This is a genomic window from Ilumatobacter coccineus YM16-304 (genome assembly GCF_000348785.1).
Lineage (GTDB): Bacteria > Actinomycetota > Acidimicrobiia > Acidimicrobiales > Ilumatobacteraceae > Ilumatobacter_A > Ilumatobacter_A coccineus.
Map to the genome: position 1 here is coordinate 2,800,279 of NC_020520.1, position 16,585 is coordinate 2,816,863.

Sequence of the window (16,585 nt, forward strand, 5' to 3'; positions counted from 1 at the left end):
GGGCCGCTCGTGACCGAGGCGGTCGACTCCCAGCGTTCCCGTGCCGACCGGGCGGTCTGGACGGTCATCGCGCTTGCCGTCGCCCTGTTCTGGCTGATCTCCACCTCGTGGCGACCGTGGAACCTGTTCGCCGAGGCCGGGTTCAGCGCCGACTTCTACGACGAGCAGGCCCGCTCGTTCATCCGCGGCCGGCTGGCCGTCCGCCCGGAGGTTCCCGGACCCGAGGGCTTCCTGATCGACGGCAACACGTACCTGTACTACGGCCCGTTCCTCGCCATCGTGCGCGTCCCGCTGGCGCTGTTCGGTGACCTCTTCGTCGGACGGATGGTGCGACTGTCGATGCTCATCGCGCTCGTCGTGCTCGGTCGCTGGTCGGCGCGCCTCGCCGTAGCGGGCCGCCGTGTCGTCCGCTCCGCCACCACTCACGACGCCGACACCGCCTCCGACGCACACGACGCCGACCGCGACACCTGGGTGATTCCGCTGTTCGTCGGCGCCGTGCTCTTCTCGCCCGCACTGTTCGCGTCGGGTTGGATCAGCGTGTACCACGAGACCGAGATCTGGGCGCTGGCGCTCGCCGTCGTCTCGATCACCCTGCTCGCCGAATGGGCAGCCGATAATTTCACCGACCGACGGACGTTGCTGTGGGGGAGTGGCGCCGTGCTCGCCACCACCATGACACGTGCGCCGATCGGTCTCGGCCTGGCCATGTCGCTCGGCCTGATCGGCCTGATCCTCGCCTGGCGCAGCCGGTCCCGAGCCAGCGACTCGGCTCGACGCCACGACACCTGGCTGCCGATCGCAGGCGGCATCGCACCGCTCGCGGCCTACGCGGTCGTCAACGTCGCCAAGTTCGGCACGCTCCTCTCGGTGCCCGGTGACCGCCAACTCCTGTCGCTCACCGACCCGACTCGCGCCGCCTTCTTCGAGACGACCGGTGGCAGCTTCTTCAGCCCGCACTTCCTGCCGACCACGCTCGCTCAGTACCTACGGCCCGACACGATCCGCTTCGAACGCCTCGTGCCCGGCATCCGGTTCGGTCCGCTCGCCGAGAACTACGGCTCCATCGACGTCGAGACGGTCACGCCCGCCTCGTCGCTGATCGTCAGCGCCACCCTCCTCCTCGCCCTCGCGATCGTCGGCGCGATCTGGATGCTCCGCCACCGCGCCATGACCTGGCTCACGCTCGTCGCCGGCGCAACGATCGGTGCGATCCCGACGTTCATGATCGGCTTCATCGCCAACCGCTACCTGATCGACATGCTCCCGCCGCTCATCGCCGCCGGAGCCGTCGGCGTGTGGATCGTGGCGAGGCTCGACCGGACACGTGCCGTGAAGGCGATCGGCGTCGTGCTGGTCGTGTGGGGTGCCTGGGTCAACGCTGCGCTCGCCACCTGGACCCTCGAGTCGAAAACTCCCGGCTTCACCGAGCTGCGGTCCGACATCGACCGAGCGGTGTTCGGTGGCGGCGACGTCGGTATCGAGCCGACCGCGCCCGGCTCGCCCGTCCCGCGCGACGGTCGGGTCGGCATCGCCGACGGATGCGCGGGTGTCTACATCGCCGAGCAGGGCAACTGGGTCGCCCTCGAACGTGCGCCAGGCATCTTCGAGACGTCGGGAACGGTCACCGACGTGGCCGACGGACCCGTCCGACTCGCTCAGACCTCGGCCTGGACCATCGACCTGCTCTCGTTGAGCGTCGGTGGCTTCGCAGCGGTGTACTCGACGCCGGCAGACCCCGACGTGCTCACGATCCCTGTCGAGTCGGGGCTCCCGGTGGACTACCGCATCCTCACCGACCCGATCACCGGCGAAACGTTCATCGAGGTCGCCGGCTCCGGCCACCTCCTGCCCGGCGATGCGACCGAGTCGGTAGATGCCGGGATCGCCCCGGCGCTCGACGCCGCTGCGTCGCGCCACACGCCGCTGTGCGACACGCTGCTGAAGTCCGCAGCGATCGACGTTCTCGTCGACGGCTGACCACCGTTAGCGTCGAGAGCGTGTTCCACTTCGACAACTCGTTCGTCCGCGACCTGCCCGGGCTCTACGAGCGCTGGAACGCCGACACCGCCCCCGACCCCTCGCTCGTCGCGCTGAACGACGCGCACGCCGAATCGCTCGGGCTCGAGCCCGCCTTCCTGCGGACTCCCGACGGCATCGCGATCCTGTGCGGCAACGCGGTCCCCGACGGCGCCGAACCGGTCGCCCAGGCGTACGCCGGGCACCAGTTCGGCGGCTTCTCACCACGGCTGGGCGACGGCCGCGCCCTCCTGCTCGGCGAACACATCGACCCGTCGGGCAAGCGGCACGACATCCACCTCAAGGGATCGGGTCGCACCCCATTCGCCCGCGGCGGCGACGGCAAGGCCACCCTCGGGCCGATGCTGCGCGAGCAGTTGATGTGCGAAGCGATGCATGCGCTCGGCGTGCCCACCACCCGCGCACTGGCAACCGTTGCGACGGGCGAACAGGTCGCCCGCGAGACGTTGCTGCCCGGCGCGATCTTCGTCCGCACCGCGTCGAGTCACCTGCGCGTCGGCTCGTTCCAGTACGCCGCCACGCACGAAGATCCGTCGCTGCTGCAACGGCTCCTCGACTACGCCATCGCTCGTCACCACCCCCACGCAGCCGACGCCGACAACCCGGCGCTCGCCTTCCTGCACGCCGTGCTCGACGCGCAGGCGTCGCTCGTCGCCACCTGGATGTCGCTCGGCTTCGTCCACGGCGTGATGAACACCGACAACGTCACGATTTCGGGCGAGACCATCGACTACGGGCCCTGCGCCTTCATGGACGCCTACGACCCCGCCACGGTGTTCAGTTCGATCGACCACGGCGGTCGCTACGCATACGGCAACCAACCCCAGATCACCCAGTGGAACCTGGCCCGCCTGGCCGAACCGCTGCTCCCGTTCATCGACCCCGATCAGGACGCGGCGATCGAGGCGGCCACCGACGCGCTGCGCACGTTCCCCGACGTGTACGAGCGCCGCTACAGCGAGCGCATGCGCGCAAAGCTGGGGCTCAACGCCGACACCGCCGACGTGCCGGACGTGCCCGAACTCCTCGACGGTCTGCTGGCGCTGATGGCTGCCGACCACGTCGACTGGACCACCTGCTGGCGCTCGCTGTCGTCGGCCGCCCGCGGCGATCGCGAACCGGTGCGCTTGCAGTTCGTCGACCTCGCCGGCATCGACGCTTGGCTCGACCGGTGGGAACCACACGTCGATACCGACGCCGCCACCGCGATGGATGCCGTCAACCCGGTCTACATCCCGCGAAATCACCTGGTCGAAGAGGCTCTCACCGCAGCGGTCGACGGCGATCTCACGGCCGCCGAGCAGCTCACCGAGGTGCTCGGGGAGCCGTACGTGCTGCAGCCCGGCATGGAACGCTACGCCCAACCGGCTCCTGCCGATTTCGGCCGCTACCGCACGTTCTGCGGGACCTGAACACCCAGGTCAGCGGCTCCCCGTTCGTCCAAGATCGTCGACGAGACCGAACGCGCACGAATCGCACAGACCTGTTGCGATCTCGTCAAGCAAGCTTGCCAAGCTCTGTTGGGACCTGAGGAGGTGTCAACGATGCGCCCATTCCCCGACCCCAGTGACTCCACGACGAGCCGACCAGGCGTCGACGACCGAACGGTCGACGATGACCTGACGGTGTCGATGTTCGGCGAACATCTCGTCATCTGTCCACCCGAACGACTCGACCTCGAGACCACCGAGGTCCTCGTGGTCGCCGCAGCCTCGGCCGTGGCCGCCGGGTCGACGGTGATGATCGATCTCGACCCCGACACCGCGAGCGACGAACTCATCGCCCGCCGGCCACTGAGCACGACCGTTCCGCCATGCATCGGCGACGACGGAGGCGCCGTGGTCGTCATCGGTGCCGGCATGGTGCGACTTGCTGCTCGCGACGTGGTCTGGACCCTCGATCTCGACAACGGCCGGATGTACCGCTCCGACGAGGCGATCGACCCGTACTTCGTGCGTCCCGGAGACTGGACTGCACTCCAGGCGCTCTGGGTCTCACCGACCCACGTGAACGCACTCACGGTCGACGGTCGACACCTGTCGGCCCTCGCCGCCTGGACGCTTCCGCACGCCGGCCGACCAGCCGTTCCGGCCTGAGCGTCGTTCCGGCCGGGTGCTCAGAGCATCGCGAGGGCGAGCAGCAGCGCCGCGACGGTCGATCCCGCCCACACGGCGCCGACCTTCGACGGGGCAGCGTCGACACGGCGCAGCGGTTGCTCGACGGCGTGGTGCAGCACGAACGCCGCCGCGAGCGACGCGGCCACCTTCACGCCGACGAGTGCCCATCGGTCGAGCGTGTCGATCTCGCGGTTGACGATCAAGATGACCGGCCAGTGGATCACGTACCACGAGTAGCTCAGCCGCCCGACCGCGACGACGGGCGGCGTGGAGAGCGCTCGGGTGAGCGGGCCGGGGATCATCAACGAGGCGACCAGCACCGCCGACACGAGCGACACCGCCCCGTATCCGCCGCGGAGCAACCATGGCGGGTCGTAGTCGGTGGTCGCCGCCAGCACGACGAGGATGCCGAGGCTCGCCGCACCGGCCGGTGCCAGCAGTTTGGCCCGGTCGATCAGGACCGTCGGGCGGACGTGGAGCAGTAGTGCCAGACCACAGCCGGCCAGCAGTTCGGCTCCCCGTGCGTCGGTGCCGAACTCCAACCGGAACTGCGGACCCGCGGTGACGATCTGCACCGCGACCGACACCAACCAGCCGCTCACCACGACGATCGTCAACGTGCGGATGGGGCGGGCCGTGCGCCAAGCGAGCAGCACGGCGACGGTGAGGAGCACGTAGAACTGCTCTTCAACCGCCAGCGACCAGAACGGGCCCAGCGGGCCGACGATCGTACGCAACAGCGCATCCTCGCCGGAGCCGATCACGTGCCAGTTCGTGTAGCCGAAGATGCCAGCGGCTGCATCGCCGGCCTGCATCCCCGCCCAGTACCGCGAGGAGAGCAGCACCGCCAGCACGACCATGGTCAGCGACACGGGGACGAGGCGCTTCACGCGTCGGGTCCAGAAGCGCTGGATGTCGAGGCCCGACGGCGACGACGACAGCCGGATCAGCAGCGTGGTCACCAGGAAGCCCGACAGCGTGAAGAAGACCGACACGCCGAGGAACCCGCCCGGGGCGAGTCCGGGGAGACCCGATGTCGCTCCGGCGTGATAGAGCACGACGGCGATGACGGCCAGTGCTCGCAGCCCGTCGAGCGCCGGTTGATAGGCGATCGTCCGGTCGCTCACGTCTCGTCGCGATCGGGAACGAGCGCCGCGCACGTGATGAGCACGATGCCGAGCAGCGTCCAGCCGTGCAGCCACTCGAACCGCACCGGCCATCCGGCGTTGGGGAACGGCCGGTCGGCACGGACCACCCAGGTCACCACCAGACCCGATCCGGTCACGATCGCCCAGCCCAACCATCCGACCAGGCAAACACGGCGCGCCGCGGCTGCGGCGACCCAGACCGCGCCTGCCGCCACGCCCCAGGCCCAGCCGATGAACAAGCCGCCGCCGAGCAGTGCGGCGAGGCCACCGACGACGACCGGGCGGTCGAACCCGGAGTTCGAGGCACCGGCGATCGCGAGCTTCGGCACCACCGGTGCCGGGTCGTCGTCACGTCGACGATCCCACACGATCAGGCCGATGCACGCGAGCGCGAACAGCGCACTGAGCAGAAAGGCGATGTTCAACGGTTGCTGCGCCGTCCACTCGACCTCGACTCGTGTCGGCGTGTCGGTCGCGTCGAGCCACCAGCCGTTCGCGTTGCCGTCGATCAGCGTCGGCACACCGAGATCACGCCCCTCGGCACTCGCCGACCACGCCTCGTTGAAGCCTTCGCCGACGATCACCCAGCAACCGCTCGGGCACGCCGGCACCTCGATCGAGCGCGATCGGCGTGACGAGTCGACGAGCACGGTCGCCGTCGGGTCGATGCCGGAGTCGGTGACCGCCTCGGCGGCGGTGGCCGGCTCGGTAAGACGATCCAGACGGCCGGACTCGGTGATCATGATGCGATCGACGTGGAAGCCGGTGAGCGCGCCGGGCGTGCTGGCCAGTTCGTGCACCCCCGAGCCGAACTCGACGTCGCCGCAGACGGTGGCCGAGATCGGAGCTGCACCGAGGAGTTCGCCGAGGGTTGCCTCGAAGCTGAGGCCGACGGGTGCGCCGTCGACCGTGAGGAGGTCGGTCCTGCAGGTGGCGGCGAGCTGCTGCACCGGTTCGACGCCGAGCCCTACATAGTCGAACGTGAACTCGGCGACCGCCGCCGGCAACACGAACGGCTCGGCGTAGCGGCGGTCGATGGTGATCTGTTCGTCGACGCTGACGATCTCGATCGTGAGCGCAGCGAGATCGACCGGGCGGGGGAGCGGCACGACCGACCCGACCACGTCGACCTCGATCGGGCCGGCACCATCATCGAGTCGCACGCGCGTGATCGGGCTGTACGAACCTTCGGGCTGGGTGATCCCCAACTCGGTGGCGGTTCCGCTCGCAGTGATCGTGACCGAACTCCCGACGGCCGCGTCGAACGGTGTGATCCACGACGTCGACCGGTCGCCGTCGAATGCCGACGCGCCTCGTGCGGTCGGGGCGCCGGTCAGGTGGCGATTGTCGGACACCGACTCGTCGAGCACCGCAGCGAGGAAGCTCCCACCCGAGCGCTGGTCGAACCGCAGGGTGACGTCGATCTCGGCATCGGTGTCGATGCTGCGACCCGTGTCGAAGATACGGCGGAGCGCGGGTTCCGGGTCGGAGCGCCACGGGTCGGTGGCCTCGGTGCGGAGCCGCGTGAACACGATGTCGATGGGCACGTCAGCGCCAGCCTCGACGGCTGTGAGCGTCGGCACCTGGATCCATTCGATCGTCGGGTCGAGGCCGGTGCCGATCTCGGCGAAGCCGACGGCGCCGATCGCCTCGGCGATCGGCGGTTGCGGGGTGTTCGTGCCGGTGATCTCGATGGTGACCCGGTGCATGTCGGCGGACTGGTCGAACCGGGTGACGTCGAGGTCGATGCGCTGGCCCGCGCCGACGAACGAGCGGTCGTCGAGCGGCACGCGAGCAACTTCCACGCCGTCGAGACGAACAGCGACCTCGGAGATGGTGCGCGACCCGGCGACGAGATCGGGCTGGCGGAGATCGAGATGATCGATGAGCTCCTGCGTCTCGAGTTCGATGAACTCGCCGATGGCAGGAGCCCGATCGGCGACCAACCAGGCGGTCGAGAGATCGCCGTCGATCGCCATCACCGGGCGATCTTCGGGACGGTACGCGAACGGTTCACCGTACGCGCTCGCCCGTGCGGTGACCGGCCCTCGCTGCACCGACACCGTCTGTGAACCTGGAGCGGCAGGAGCGTCGCCGAACACCGGAAGCCGTTGATCAGCCGGCTCGTAGCGCAGCACACCATCGTCGGGATCGGCCGACTCCGTGTAGCCCTGCACGTCTTGCGAACTCCGCCATTGGTGGGCCCGGTCGCGGTTCGAGTCGGTGAGGATCAATCGGGTCGGGTCGACGCCGTCGACGTCGCTCGCTGCGTAGATGATCGCCTCCGAGCCGTCGATCACGCCGGCTGCAGCGGCATCGAACAGACCGTCGCCACTGCCGAACAGCAGCACGACCTCGTCCTTGACGCGGACGGTGGGGACGGGGTCGTCGACATCGACGAGCGTCACGGGCGCAATGGGTTGCCCGATCCGCGGATCGCTCAAGGCCTCGGCATCGAGGGTCGGGATCGTTCCGGGCATCGCGGTGGGCTCGCCGTACGACGTCGACTCGCTCAGCCCTCCGAGTGCGGCCGGTGCCGAGGTGAGCACGTCGGTCACGACCTCCGGTCGAGCGAGGCCGAATCGATCGAAACTGACGTCACCCGACACCCACACCGTGTCGACACCGAGCAGCCGAGCGATCGGCGCGACCGACTGCGGGTCGAGCGTGCCCTCCTGGATCCGATCGTCGAGCGCGAAGGCCAGATCCATGGCGGCGGGGCTCCCGAGCGGGAGCAGGTCACGTGTGACGAGTGGTCGCTCGGTGAGGCCAGGCAGCGGTTGATCGACGGTGTACCCCCACTCGAACGCTCCGAACTCGGTGCCCGGCACCTGCAGCACGCGGTAGCCATCGGGCTTCTCGTCGAGCGCGTCGGCTGCCGCCAACCAGTGGTCGGGCGGTGACTGATCACGTTCGAGCGCCGGGTCGACGAACCCGCCCGTCCGCAACGCCGGCAGGTTCACGACCGCCAGCACGCCGACCAGCGCCGCCACCCCCACGCGCGCCACGGCTTGTTTCTTTTCGACCGGGTCGAAAAGAAACAAGCGGCGCGTCCCGGCTGCTGTCACCAGCGACGCTGCACCGATCGCCAGGCCGATCAGCAACACCGGCACGGCTCGGGTGGAACTGCGCAGCGCCAACGCCAGACCCGTCTCGCCGTCGCCGACGAGCACGTCCATGAACGGCGACGGGTCGTCGATCGGGTGCACGCCCACGCCGAGGATCACCCCGGCGCTGACCAGCAGCCCGGCGAATCGGCGATGTGGTGATCGGACGAAGACCACGCCGGCGAGACAGACCGACAGCAGCACGAACCCGGCCAGGATCACCTTCACCGACACGAGGTGATCGATCGAAGCGGTCGTGGTGGCGGCGAAGGCATCGCGTACGTAGAACAGCCAGTAGCCGAGCCCTCGCGTCACTTCGGTCGACGTCGACGTGAACGACACCGACTCGAGCGACTCCGAATACGCCAAGACGTCGGCGCCGTACCGGCCCTGGATGACGAGCATCACCATCCACCACAACGACACGCCGGTCGACAACAGCGCCACGCGTCCGGCGGTCGCCGCGGCTCGACGCCACGAGATCGATCGGTTCCACGTCGCGTGAACCAGCCACAGGGCCGGCGCCGGAATCACCATCGCGAGCGCGGTGGCGTTGACCGCGCCGACCGTCAGGACGATCAGCGCGATCGCCGCTGGGTGGCGCCAGCGCCCGCGCTGACCGGCCAGGATCGTGCACCCGACGATCCAACCGAGACCGGCAAAGGGCAACAGCAGCACCGACGTACGCGACACATAGGGGAGGATGTACGGCGACAGTTGGTACACCAGCGCGCCGACCAGCGCTGCCAGCGGAGCGAATCCCAACACCCGACACATCCAGCGCACGCCCAGGCCGGCCACGAACAGCAACGTGCCGATCCAGAGGCGATGTGCGATCCAGTCGGGGAATCCGAGCGACTCGAACAACCAGTACCACGGCCCCGTCGGCCACAGATACGCGATGTGCTGATGCGGCACCCAGCCGGCGAACTGGCGGGCGTCGAACGTGGTGGTCGTGTCGGAGATGAAGCGGCCGGGGTCGAGGTAGACGTACAGCTTCGAGTCGGTCGGCATGCGTCCCGGCGCCGCCGTGAGCGCCGGCAGGTACGCGAGCGCTGCGAGCATCGCCACCGAGATCGCCGTCTGCCGACGACGCACCCAGGCGACGAACTCGCTCATCGGGCCTTGGGCAGCACGCCGGAGACCCGCTTCACGAGCCCGAGCACACCCTGTTTCGCGTTGCGACGATGATGCGATGCCGAGGCGTCGTCGGTCTGCGCCCGATGCTCCAAGAACCAGTCGTAGCTCTGCGCGAACATGTCGTCGGTCGACCACGTCGGCGCCCAATCGAGCCGTTCCTGCAGATGGTCGAGGTCGAACCACATCGACTTCGAATACATCATCCAGTGATACGGCGCGAACGGGGCGATGCCCAGACCAGCCGTGAGCCGCATACCCAGCGACGCCGGGCCGATCGGCAGCGACCGCACCACGGCGTCGGTGCCGGCATGCCGACACAGCGCCTCCAGCGTCTCGCGCATCGTGCCGAACCGATCGGTGCCCACGTTGAACACGTCGGGACCTTCCGACTGGGCAGCCAGCACGCACACGTCCGCGAGATCGTCGCTGTGCACGAACTGATACCGGTTGCTGCCATCGCCGAGCACGATCGGATCACGACCGTCGGCGATCCAATCGAACAGGATCCCGAAGATGCCGAGCCGGCCGTGCCCGAGAATCGTGCGCGGTCGAACGATCGACACGTCGAGTCCATCCTGCGCCGCTGCCAGACACGCCCATTCGGCAGCCAGCTTGGCGTGACCGTACGCCTCCATCGGCGACGGGATCGTGGTCGGCAACACCGGATTCGCCTTCGGCACACCGAACACCGCGCTCGACGAGGTATGGATCACCTTGGCCACGCCGGCATCGGCCGACGCCCGCAGCAGGTTGACCGTGCCGTTCACGTTGACCGTGCGCAGCAGTTCCTCGTCCTTCGCCAACGGCACCTGCGCCACGTTGTTGAGCACCACGTCGACACCGTCGACGGCGTCGCGCACGACCGCCCGATCGCGCACATCGCCCTGCACGAACTCCACGCTCGCCGGACGATCGTCGGCATCGTTCAGATCGAGCACCCGAACGTCGTGCCCAGCCGCGTGCAACCGGTGCGCCACCAGCGCCCCGAAGTACCCCGAACCACCCGTGACCAAGTACCGGGTCATTTCTGCAACTGCTTGCTCGGCCACGTCGTCGACATGGAAGGCACCCGGCTCTCTGCTTGCTTCACAGTTCGATTCCTTGGTCTCGGCACCAGCGGATGCTGTTGCGCATGCCGTCGAGCAGACCGAACTGCGGGTCGTAGCCCAGGTCACGGCGGGCCGCCGAGATGTCGACGGCGATCGTCTTGTTCATCTCACCGAGCACGTGGAACTGCTGGTGGTACTTGCCGCGGCCCTGCAGGAACGTGTCGATCTTCTCGGCAACGGTTCCGGCCACGTTGGGCAGGCGGAACCTGTTCGGCTTCACGTCGAACCCTTCGGCGGCGAGGGCCTCGCCGACCGTGTCGACGATCTCGCGGACGCTGTACGGGCGTTCGTCGGCGATCCACCAGCCGAGCCCGGCGTCGGTCGGCGTCAGCTCAGCGCGCACGATGCCCTCGACGAGGTTGCCGATGTAGGTCATCGATCGCATCTGGCCGCCATCGCCGAGAATCGGGAAGCGGCCCTTCTTGACCATCGTGAAGAACGTCGTCTGCCGAGCCGGTTGATGCGGCCCGTAGAACCACGGCGGTCGGACCATCACCGCGTTCAGGCCGGCCTCGACCGCGTCGAGCACCGCCAACTCGGCGTCTTTCTTCGACTCCCCGTAGCCCAGGTACGGGTGATACGGCTCGTCGTTGCGGAACACGTCGTTGCGCGCACCGTTGGTGCCGAACGGGCTGTTCGACGACACGTGCACCACGCGACGCACGTCTGCCGCGAGCGCGGCCTGCATCACGTTGCGGGTGCCCACGTGGTTGACCGCGTCGAACTCGTCGATCGACGACTCCGGGTGGATCACGCCAGCGGTGTGGATCAGATCGACCGTGCCGCTGGTTCTGTCGAACAGGGCGTCGAGCGATGACGGGTCGGTCACGTCGCCGGTGACGATCTCCACCGATTCGGGAAGGTGCGCCGTGCTCTCGCCGGGTCGGACCAACCCGCGCACCACGCCCGGCCGTTGCCAGGCGGTGCCGCCGGTGAGTTCCGACACGACGCCGGTGCCGAGCCAACCGGCAGCGCCGGTGACCAGGGTGTAGTCAGGTGTTTCGATCATCATGCTCGTTCATCGCAGTAGCGGCGGGCGTTACGGATGGCGACGGCCATCACCGAGGCCTGCGGGTTGACTCCAGGGGCCTCGGGCAGCAACGACGCGTCGTTGACGTACACGTTGTCGGCGCCGCGCACCTTGCCGTGGCTGTGGACCGCGCAGCGCTTCTCGTCGTCGCCCATCGGAGCGGTCGAGCACAGGTGCACCGTCATCACACTGGCCTTCGTGGCGGCGAACGCTCCCGACATGTCCGCCAGGTCGCGTCGGGTTCGAACCAGGGGAGCGTCCTTGAACGCGGGATACACCTCGAGCGCTCCGGCTTCGAGCATCACCAGCGCCAGGCGCGACAGCCCCTGGCCGAGCAGGTCACGATCACGGCGGGTGAGGCGGTAGGTGACGAGCGGATCGCGCACCCCAGGGATGGCCTGCACCCACCCGCGCCCCTGGCTCGTGATGGCTGCGTAGTACACGGCCAGTTCGGGCCAGGCGGTGACGGCCGTACCGAACTCGCGCCAGTTGTCGGTGAGCGCCAACGCCACCAGACCGGGATGGCTCGCGGAGCCACCGAAGGAGATGTTGGGGGCGAATTCCTTCACCTGGTACACCGACACGTCGTCGGGAGTGTTGACCGGCGAATCGAAGCGCGCCGACAGCTTCACCGTGGGGTGCACGGCGAGCGTGCGACCCACGCGGTGACGGAATCCGGCACGCTGCAGGATGGCCGGTGTCTGGATCGCCCCGCCACAGATGATGAGGTCGCGGAACGACACCGTCACGCCATCGGCATCGGCCCCGGGCGAGAGGGGCGTCAGTTCGGCGCTCACCGCCTTGGCCCCATTGCGATGGATCTTGTCGAGACGGTGCTCGCACAGGATCCGAGCCCCGGCGGCGAGCGCACGCGGAAGGAAGGTCTGCGTCATGCTCTGGCGCTTGCCCTGCGTGGCGTCGTTGCCGTCTGGGTACGTCATCCAGCGGGGGATCTCGTCGTTCTGCCAGCCCAACCGCTCGGCGCCGCGCTGCAGGATCTTGCTCGCATCGGTGTGTTCGCCCGGAACCGTCTGGACCGACAGCGCCGACTCGACCTCTTCGCAGATGTCGAACAGCGACGCGCTGTCGAAGTCGGCGATCCGATAGCGCGAGCGCCAACGTTCGAGCGTCTCCTCGGGCGGCCGGCGGTACAGGCCGCTGTTCACCTCGGTGCCGCCGCCGGCGCATCGACCCTCGGTGTAGGCGATCGACGGCAGGCCGAGCGCCACCGTCACGCCTCCCGAGCGGTACTGGCGATCCATCTGATCGAGCGAGAACGGGACGACCTCACCCTGCTCGACCCATGGCCCTTCTTCGACGATCAGGACGTCATGGCCCGCCTCGGCGAGCGTGGCTGCGGTGGTGGCACCGCCCGCGCCCGACCCGATGATCAACACATCGCACTCGTGCCGCGTCATGCCACCGCTCCGTCGAACTGCGTGTCGGGCCACGTCTCCCACACGAACGCATAGCCCAACGATCGCACCAGGCGCGGGTACTCGCTCAGCAGCGGCAACGGCAGCTTCAACACCACAGCGCGCACACGGTCTCGGCCGATCACCTTGGCGGCCAGGTCGACGACGAGGCCGATGAGGCGCACACCGAACCGGGTGACCGACGGCAGCACGGCGACGCGACGCTCGATGAACCGGACCGTGTCGGAACGGCGGTCGGCGGGCAGTGCTGGAAGGTCGTGAGCGAGCAACCCGTCGGCGAATCGTCCGACCGGAGTGGCGGGCGCAGCATCGTTGGCGGAGCCGGACATGAACAGGTGATGCTACCGACTGGCCACCGGCCAGACGGCGACGGTCGATCAGTCGTGAGCGCGGTACGCACGGCGTCGGCGACGGAAGGTGAACGCATCGGTGATGGCCCACTTCGTGACCAACAGAAACGCCTCGGTGACGATGTTGCCACTCATCTTCGACGCACCGGCGACGCGGTCCTGGAACGTGATCGGCACCTCGACGATGCTGCACCCACCGACGACCGCTCGATACGTCATCTCGATCTGGAACCCGTACCCCTCGGCGGTGATCGCGTCGAGGTCGATGCGACGCAGTGCGTCGGCCCGATACGCCCGGTAGCCCGCCGTGGCGTCGTTGATCGCCAGCCCCAGCGCGAGCGCTGCGTACCGGTTGCCCCACCGTGACAGCCAGGTGCGGCGGCGAGGCCACCCGACGACCGCGCCGCCTGGGATGTAGCGCGAGCCGATGACGGCATCGATGCCGTGCTCGACGAGTCCGAGCATCGTCGGCAGCACCGCCGGGTCGTGCGAGAGATCGGCGTCGAGTTGGACGATCGCTTCGTAGCCGTCGGCGAGCCCCAGCTTGAACGCGTGCACGTACGCATCACCGAGCCCACGCTTCTCGTCGCGTTCGACGAGGCGCAGACGTGGTGCCGGGTGTTCGCGGACCAACCGGCGAGTGGCATCGGTCGAGGCGTCGTCGATGACCAGCACGTCGGCCGATGGGACGTGCTCGACCACCGCATCGAGGAGCGCCACGATGTTGGCCTCCTCGTTGTGGGTCGGCACCACGATGAGCGTGCGCATCACGGAATCGCACCGAACACGGCGTACAGACCGGTGAGGCCGGTGAGGCCGGCGCCGCACAGCACGAGGGCGAAGTCCCACCCGCTCCGATCCCAGCTGGCTCGGTGGTGATCGGGGTCGTCGTCGGGGTCGGGCCACCAGGCGGCGACGGCGATGAACAAGGGGAACGCGGTGAACACGAAACGGGGCCGAGCGGTGACCGTTTCGGGGATGAGCATGAGGCCGATGATGACGGCGCTGTAGGCGATCCAGGGGAGTGGCAGGCGCTTCTTCCACGCACACCAGCACATGCCGGCGAGCGCCACGATCGAGAGCGCTGTGAGGGCGCCGGCCGGCGATTCGAACGGGTCGGTGATGAACGTGAACGTGTTCTTCACCGCCGTGGCACCGAAGCTGGTGCCTTCCTGCCAGGCCTCGTTCTGCACGCGGAACCAGGCGCGGCTCTCGCCGGCGGTGTCGTCGACGTAGAGCATGAACCCGATGAACCCGAGCGGCGCCAGCGCGACCGAGATCAGCGCGCTCCACTGGCGCTTCGTCTTCACGGCGATCGCGGCGGCGACCAAGCACGCGAACACGATGGCGATGCCGTTGGGTCTGGTCGCCGTCGCCAACGCGGCTGCGAGACCGGCGAGCAGCCATTGCTCGTCGAGCAGCAGGAGCAGACACGACGCGGCGAACACGATGAGCAGCGCCTCGGAGTAGGCGAACGACAGCACGAACGAGCCGGGGAAGAACGAGAAGATCACCATCGACCGTGATGCGACGGCCGTGGTGAACATGCGGCGAGCGAGCAGACCGACGAGCACGACGCCGACCGCACCGAGCACGATGTTGAGGAACAGCGCGGCGAACGTGTCACCGCCCGGCAGGAACGAGTCGACGACACTGACCGCTCCGGGATACATCGGGAAGAAGGCGGCTCGCGCTTCGAGATCGTCGAAGGTGACATTGGCGGGGATGCTGTCGGGGTACCCGCCGCGGACGATCTCGAGGTACCAGCGACCGTCCCACGAGGTCAGCACCTCGGTGATGAGGCGGACGGCGCCGAGTTCCTGTTCGCCGTCACGGCGTGCGTCGATGGTGAGTTGCGAGGCTCGCACCGCCGCACCGACGAGGACGCAGAGGCGCGAGACGACGTACGCGGCGAGTCCCACGCCGAGCGCACGGCGCCAGCGGTCTTCGTCGAGCGCCGCCCGTTCGGCGCGCTCCGTCGCTGCATGTGCGTCAGGCACGTCGAACGACGCTCCCGACGGCGTCGGCAGGTCGTCGGCGACCGCCCCCTCGGAGTCCGCGTGGTCGTCGATCATGTCGCTCATCGAGGTTCGGTACTGCTTCTGAGAGGTCGGGAAACGTTCACCATCGAGCCATCGGCAAGATGCGCTGACGCGGTCCGAACTTGGGGGCGCCGTTGCCGTCGGCCATGACGATTCGAACGACTCGCCCCCGCTGTCCGGCATACGGCGCAAGGAGTTGGAGCATACGTTCGTCGGTGGCGCGGGCCTCGTTGGCCAGCGCGAATCCGATGATGTTCTTGACGTGATAATCGCCGACCGGAACCGCGTCGGGATCGCCCATGACCGGACCGAGCGTCATGCCCGTGGTCCAGACGCCGACACCAGGAATGAGGTGGAGCAACCGCTCGGCCTCGCGAGGGTCGAGTTCGGCCCACTCCCACAGCTTCGACGCGTGCCGGGCCACCTCGATGAGCGGCTGGGCGCGTTTGCGCTCGATGCCGAGCGGGTGGAACCACCAGCTCGGTTGGCGGCGCAGCACGTCGGGCGCGGGCGGGAGCAGGAGGCGAGCGAACGGCCCGGGAGCGGGCCCGCTCAGTTCGTGGCACAGCGCGGCCCACTGGCGTTTGGCTTCGAGGCCCGTGATCCGCTGCTCGATGATCGTGGGCAACAGCTCGTGATAGAAGCCGCCGCTGGCACCGAGCCGCAGCGCGCGTTGCGATCGGGCGGCGCGAGCCACCGCCGGGTGCTCGTCGGATTCGAGATCGGGCGCACCCTCGTCGCCGTCGCCGATCATGAACGGCACGCGGGCCAGCAACCAGTCGGCGCCCGGACCCCACGTCTCGGCATCGAGCAGACCGTTGCCGTCCCACCGGATGTTGACCGTGGCGGGACCGTCGGGCGTGAACGTGGCTCGCGTGAATCGTCCGGCCCCGGCCGAGCCGTTGCCGATGCAATCGATCCAGGTGGTCGGGTCACTGGCGCCGCGACGGTACGGGGCGAGCGTGGCTCCGACGTCGACGGGGCGTGCATCGGTGGCCGCCGAAGTCGAACGTCGATCGAGAACCGCCATCGACGAGGACCATACTCGTTGCCATGCGGCTCACAG

Annotated in this window: 12 protein-coding genes; 3 read left to right on the plus strand and 9 right to left on the minus strand. The window is 68.5% G+C overall.

What is annotated here, in order from left to right; all coding sequences use genetic code 11:
* Positions 1-9: 9 nt before the first annotated feature.
* From YM304_RS25415 to YM304_RS12620, 3 genes are all read left to right on the plus strand, one after another.
* A complete protein-coding gene (locus YM304_RS25415) occupies positions 10-1,980 on the plus strand; it encodes a hypothetical protein (protein ID WP_015442079.1) in 1,971 nt (656 codons plus the stop codon).
* A 20-nt stretch (positions 1,981-2,000) separates the two neighbouring features.
* On the plus strand, positions 2,001-3,452 hold the full coding sequence (locus YM304_RS12615) for a protein adenylyltransferase SelO (protein ID WP_015442080.1): 1,452 nt from the start codon (positions 2,001-2,003) through the stop codon (positions 3,450-3,452).
* A gap of 132 nt (positions 3,453-3,584) precedes the next feature.
* Positions 3,585-4,136, plus strand: a complete 552-nt coding sequence (locus tag YM304_RS12620; protein WP_015442081.1) for a hypothetical protein — start codon at positions 3,585-3,587, stop codon at positions 4,134-4,136.
* 20 nt (positions 4,137-4,156) lie between these two features.
* On the opposite strand, the gene YM304_RS12625 is transcribed toward YM304_RS12620, so the two are convergent.
* The 9 genes from YM304_RS12625 to YM304_RS12665 form a co-directional block, all read right to left on the minus strand.
* Positions 4,157-5,284, minus strand: a complete 1,128-nt coding sequence (locus YM304_RS12625) for an acyltransferase family protein (RefSeq protein ID WP_015442082.1) — start codon at positions 5,282-5,284, stop codon at positions 4,157-4,159.
* The gene (locus YM304_RS12630) at positions 5,281-9,531 is read right to left on the minus strand and encodes an alpha-(1->3)-arabinofuranosyltransferase domain-containing protein (protein ID WP_015442083.1); all 4,251 of its coding nucleotides are present in this window, start codon (positions 9,529-9,531) and stop codon (positions 5,281-5,283) included. The genes YM304_RS12625 and YM304_RS12630 overlap by 4 nt, the downstream gene beginning before the upstream one ends.
* The gene (locus YM304_RS12635; protein ID WP_015442084.1) at positions 9,528-10,577 is read right to left on the minus strand and encodes an NAD-dependent epimerase/dehydratase family protein; all 1,050 of its coding nucleotides are present in this window, start codon (positions 10,575-10,577) and stop codon (positions 9,528-9,530) included. The genes YM304_RS12630 and YM304_RS12635 overlap by 4 nt, the downstream gene beginning before the upstream one ends.
* Before the next feature lie 61 nt (positions 10,578-10,638).
* Positions 10,639-11,673: an NAD-dependent epimerase/dehydratase family protein gene (locus YM304_RS12640; RefSeq protein ID WP_015442085.1), complete on the minus strand. Its 1,035-nt coding sequence runs from the start codon at positions 11,671-11,673 to the stop codon at positions 10,639-10,641.
* A complete protein-coding gene (locus YM304_RS12645; protein ID WP_015442086.1) occupies positions 11,670-13,109 on the minus strand; it encodes a GMC family oxidoreductase in 1,440 nt (479 codons plus the stop codon). Before YM304_RS12645 ends, YM304_RS12640 begins: the two co-directional genes overlap by 4 nt.
* A complete protein-coding gene (locus YM304_RS12650) occupies positions 13,106-13,456 on the minus strand; it encodes a hypothetical protein (RefSeq protein ID WP_015442087.1) in 351 nt (116 codons plus the stop codon). Before YM304_RS12650 ends, YM304_RS12645 begins: the two co-directional genes overlap by 4 nt.
* 48 nt (positions 13,457-13,504) lie before the next feature.
* Positions 13,505-14,245, minus strand: a complete 741-nt coding sequence (locus YM304_RS12655; protein WP_015442088.1) for a polyprenol monophosphomannose synthase — start codon at positions 14,243-14,245, stop codon at positions 13,505-13,507.
* Positions 14,245-15,561 (minus strand): glycosyltransferase family 39 protein, encoded by a 1,317-nt coding sequence (locus YM304_RS12660; protein ID WP_015442089.1) that lies wholly within the window; start codon positions 15,559-15,561, stop codon positions 14,245-14,247. The genes YM304_RS12655 and YM304_RS12660 overlap by 1 nt, the downstream gene beginning before the upstream one ends.
* A gap of 37 nt (positions 15,562-15,598) precedes the next feature.
* Positions 15,599-16,549 (minus strand): DNA-3-methyladenine glycosylase family protein, encoded by a 951-nt coding sequence (locus YM304_RS12665; RefSeq protein ID WP_015442090.1) that lies wholly within the window; start codon positions 16,547-16,549, stop codon positions 15,599-15,601.
* Positions 16,550-16,585 lie beyond the last annotated feature (36 nt).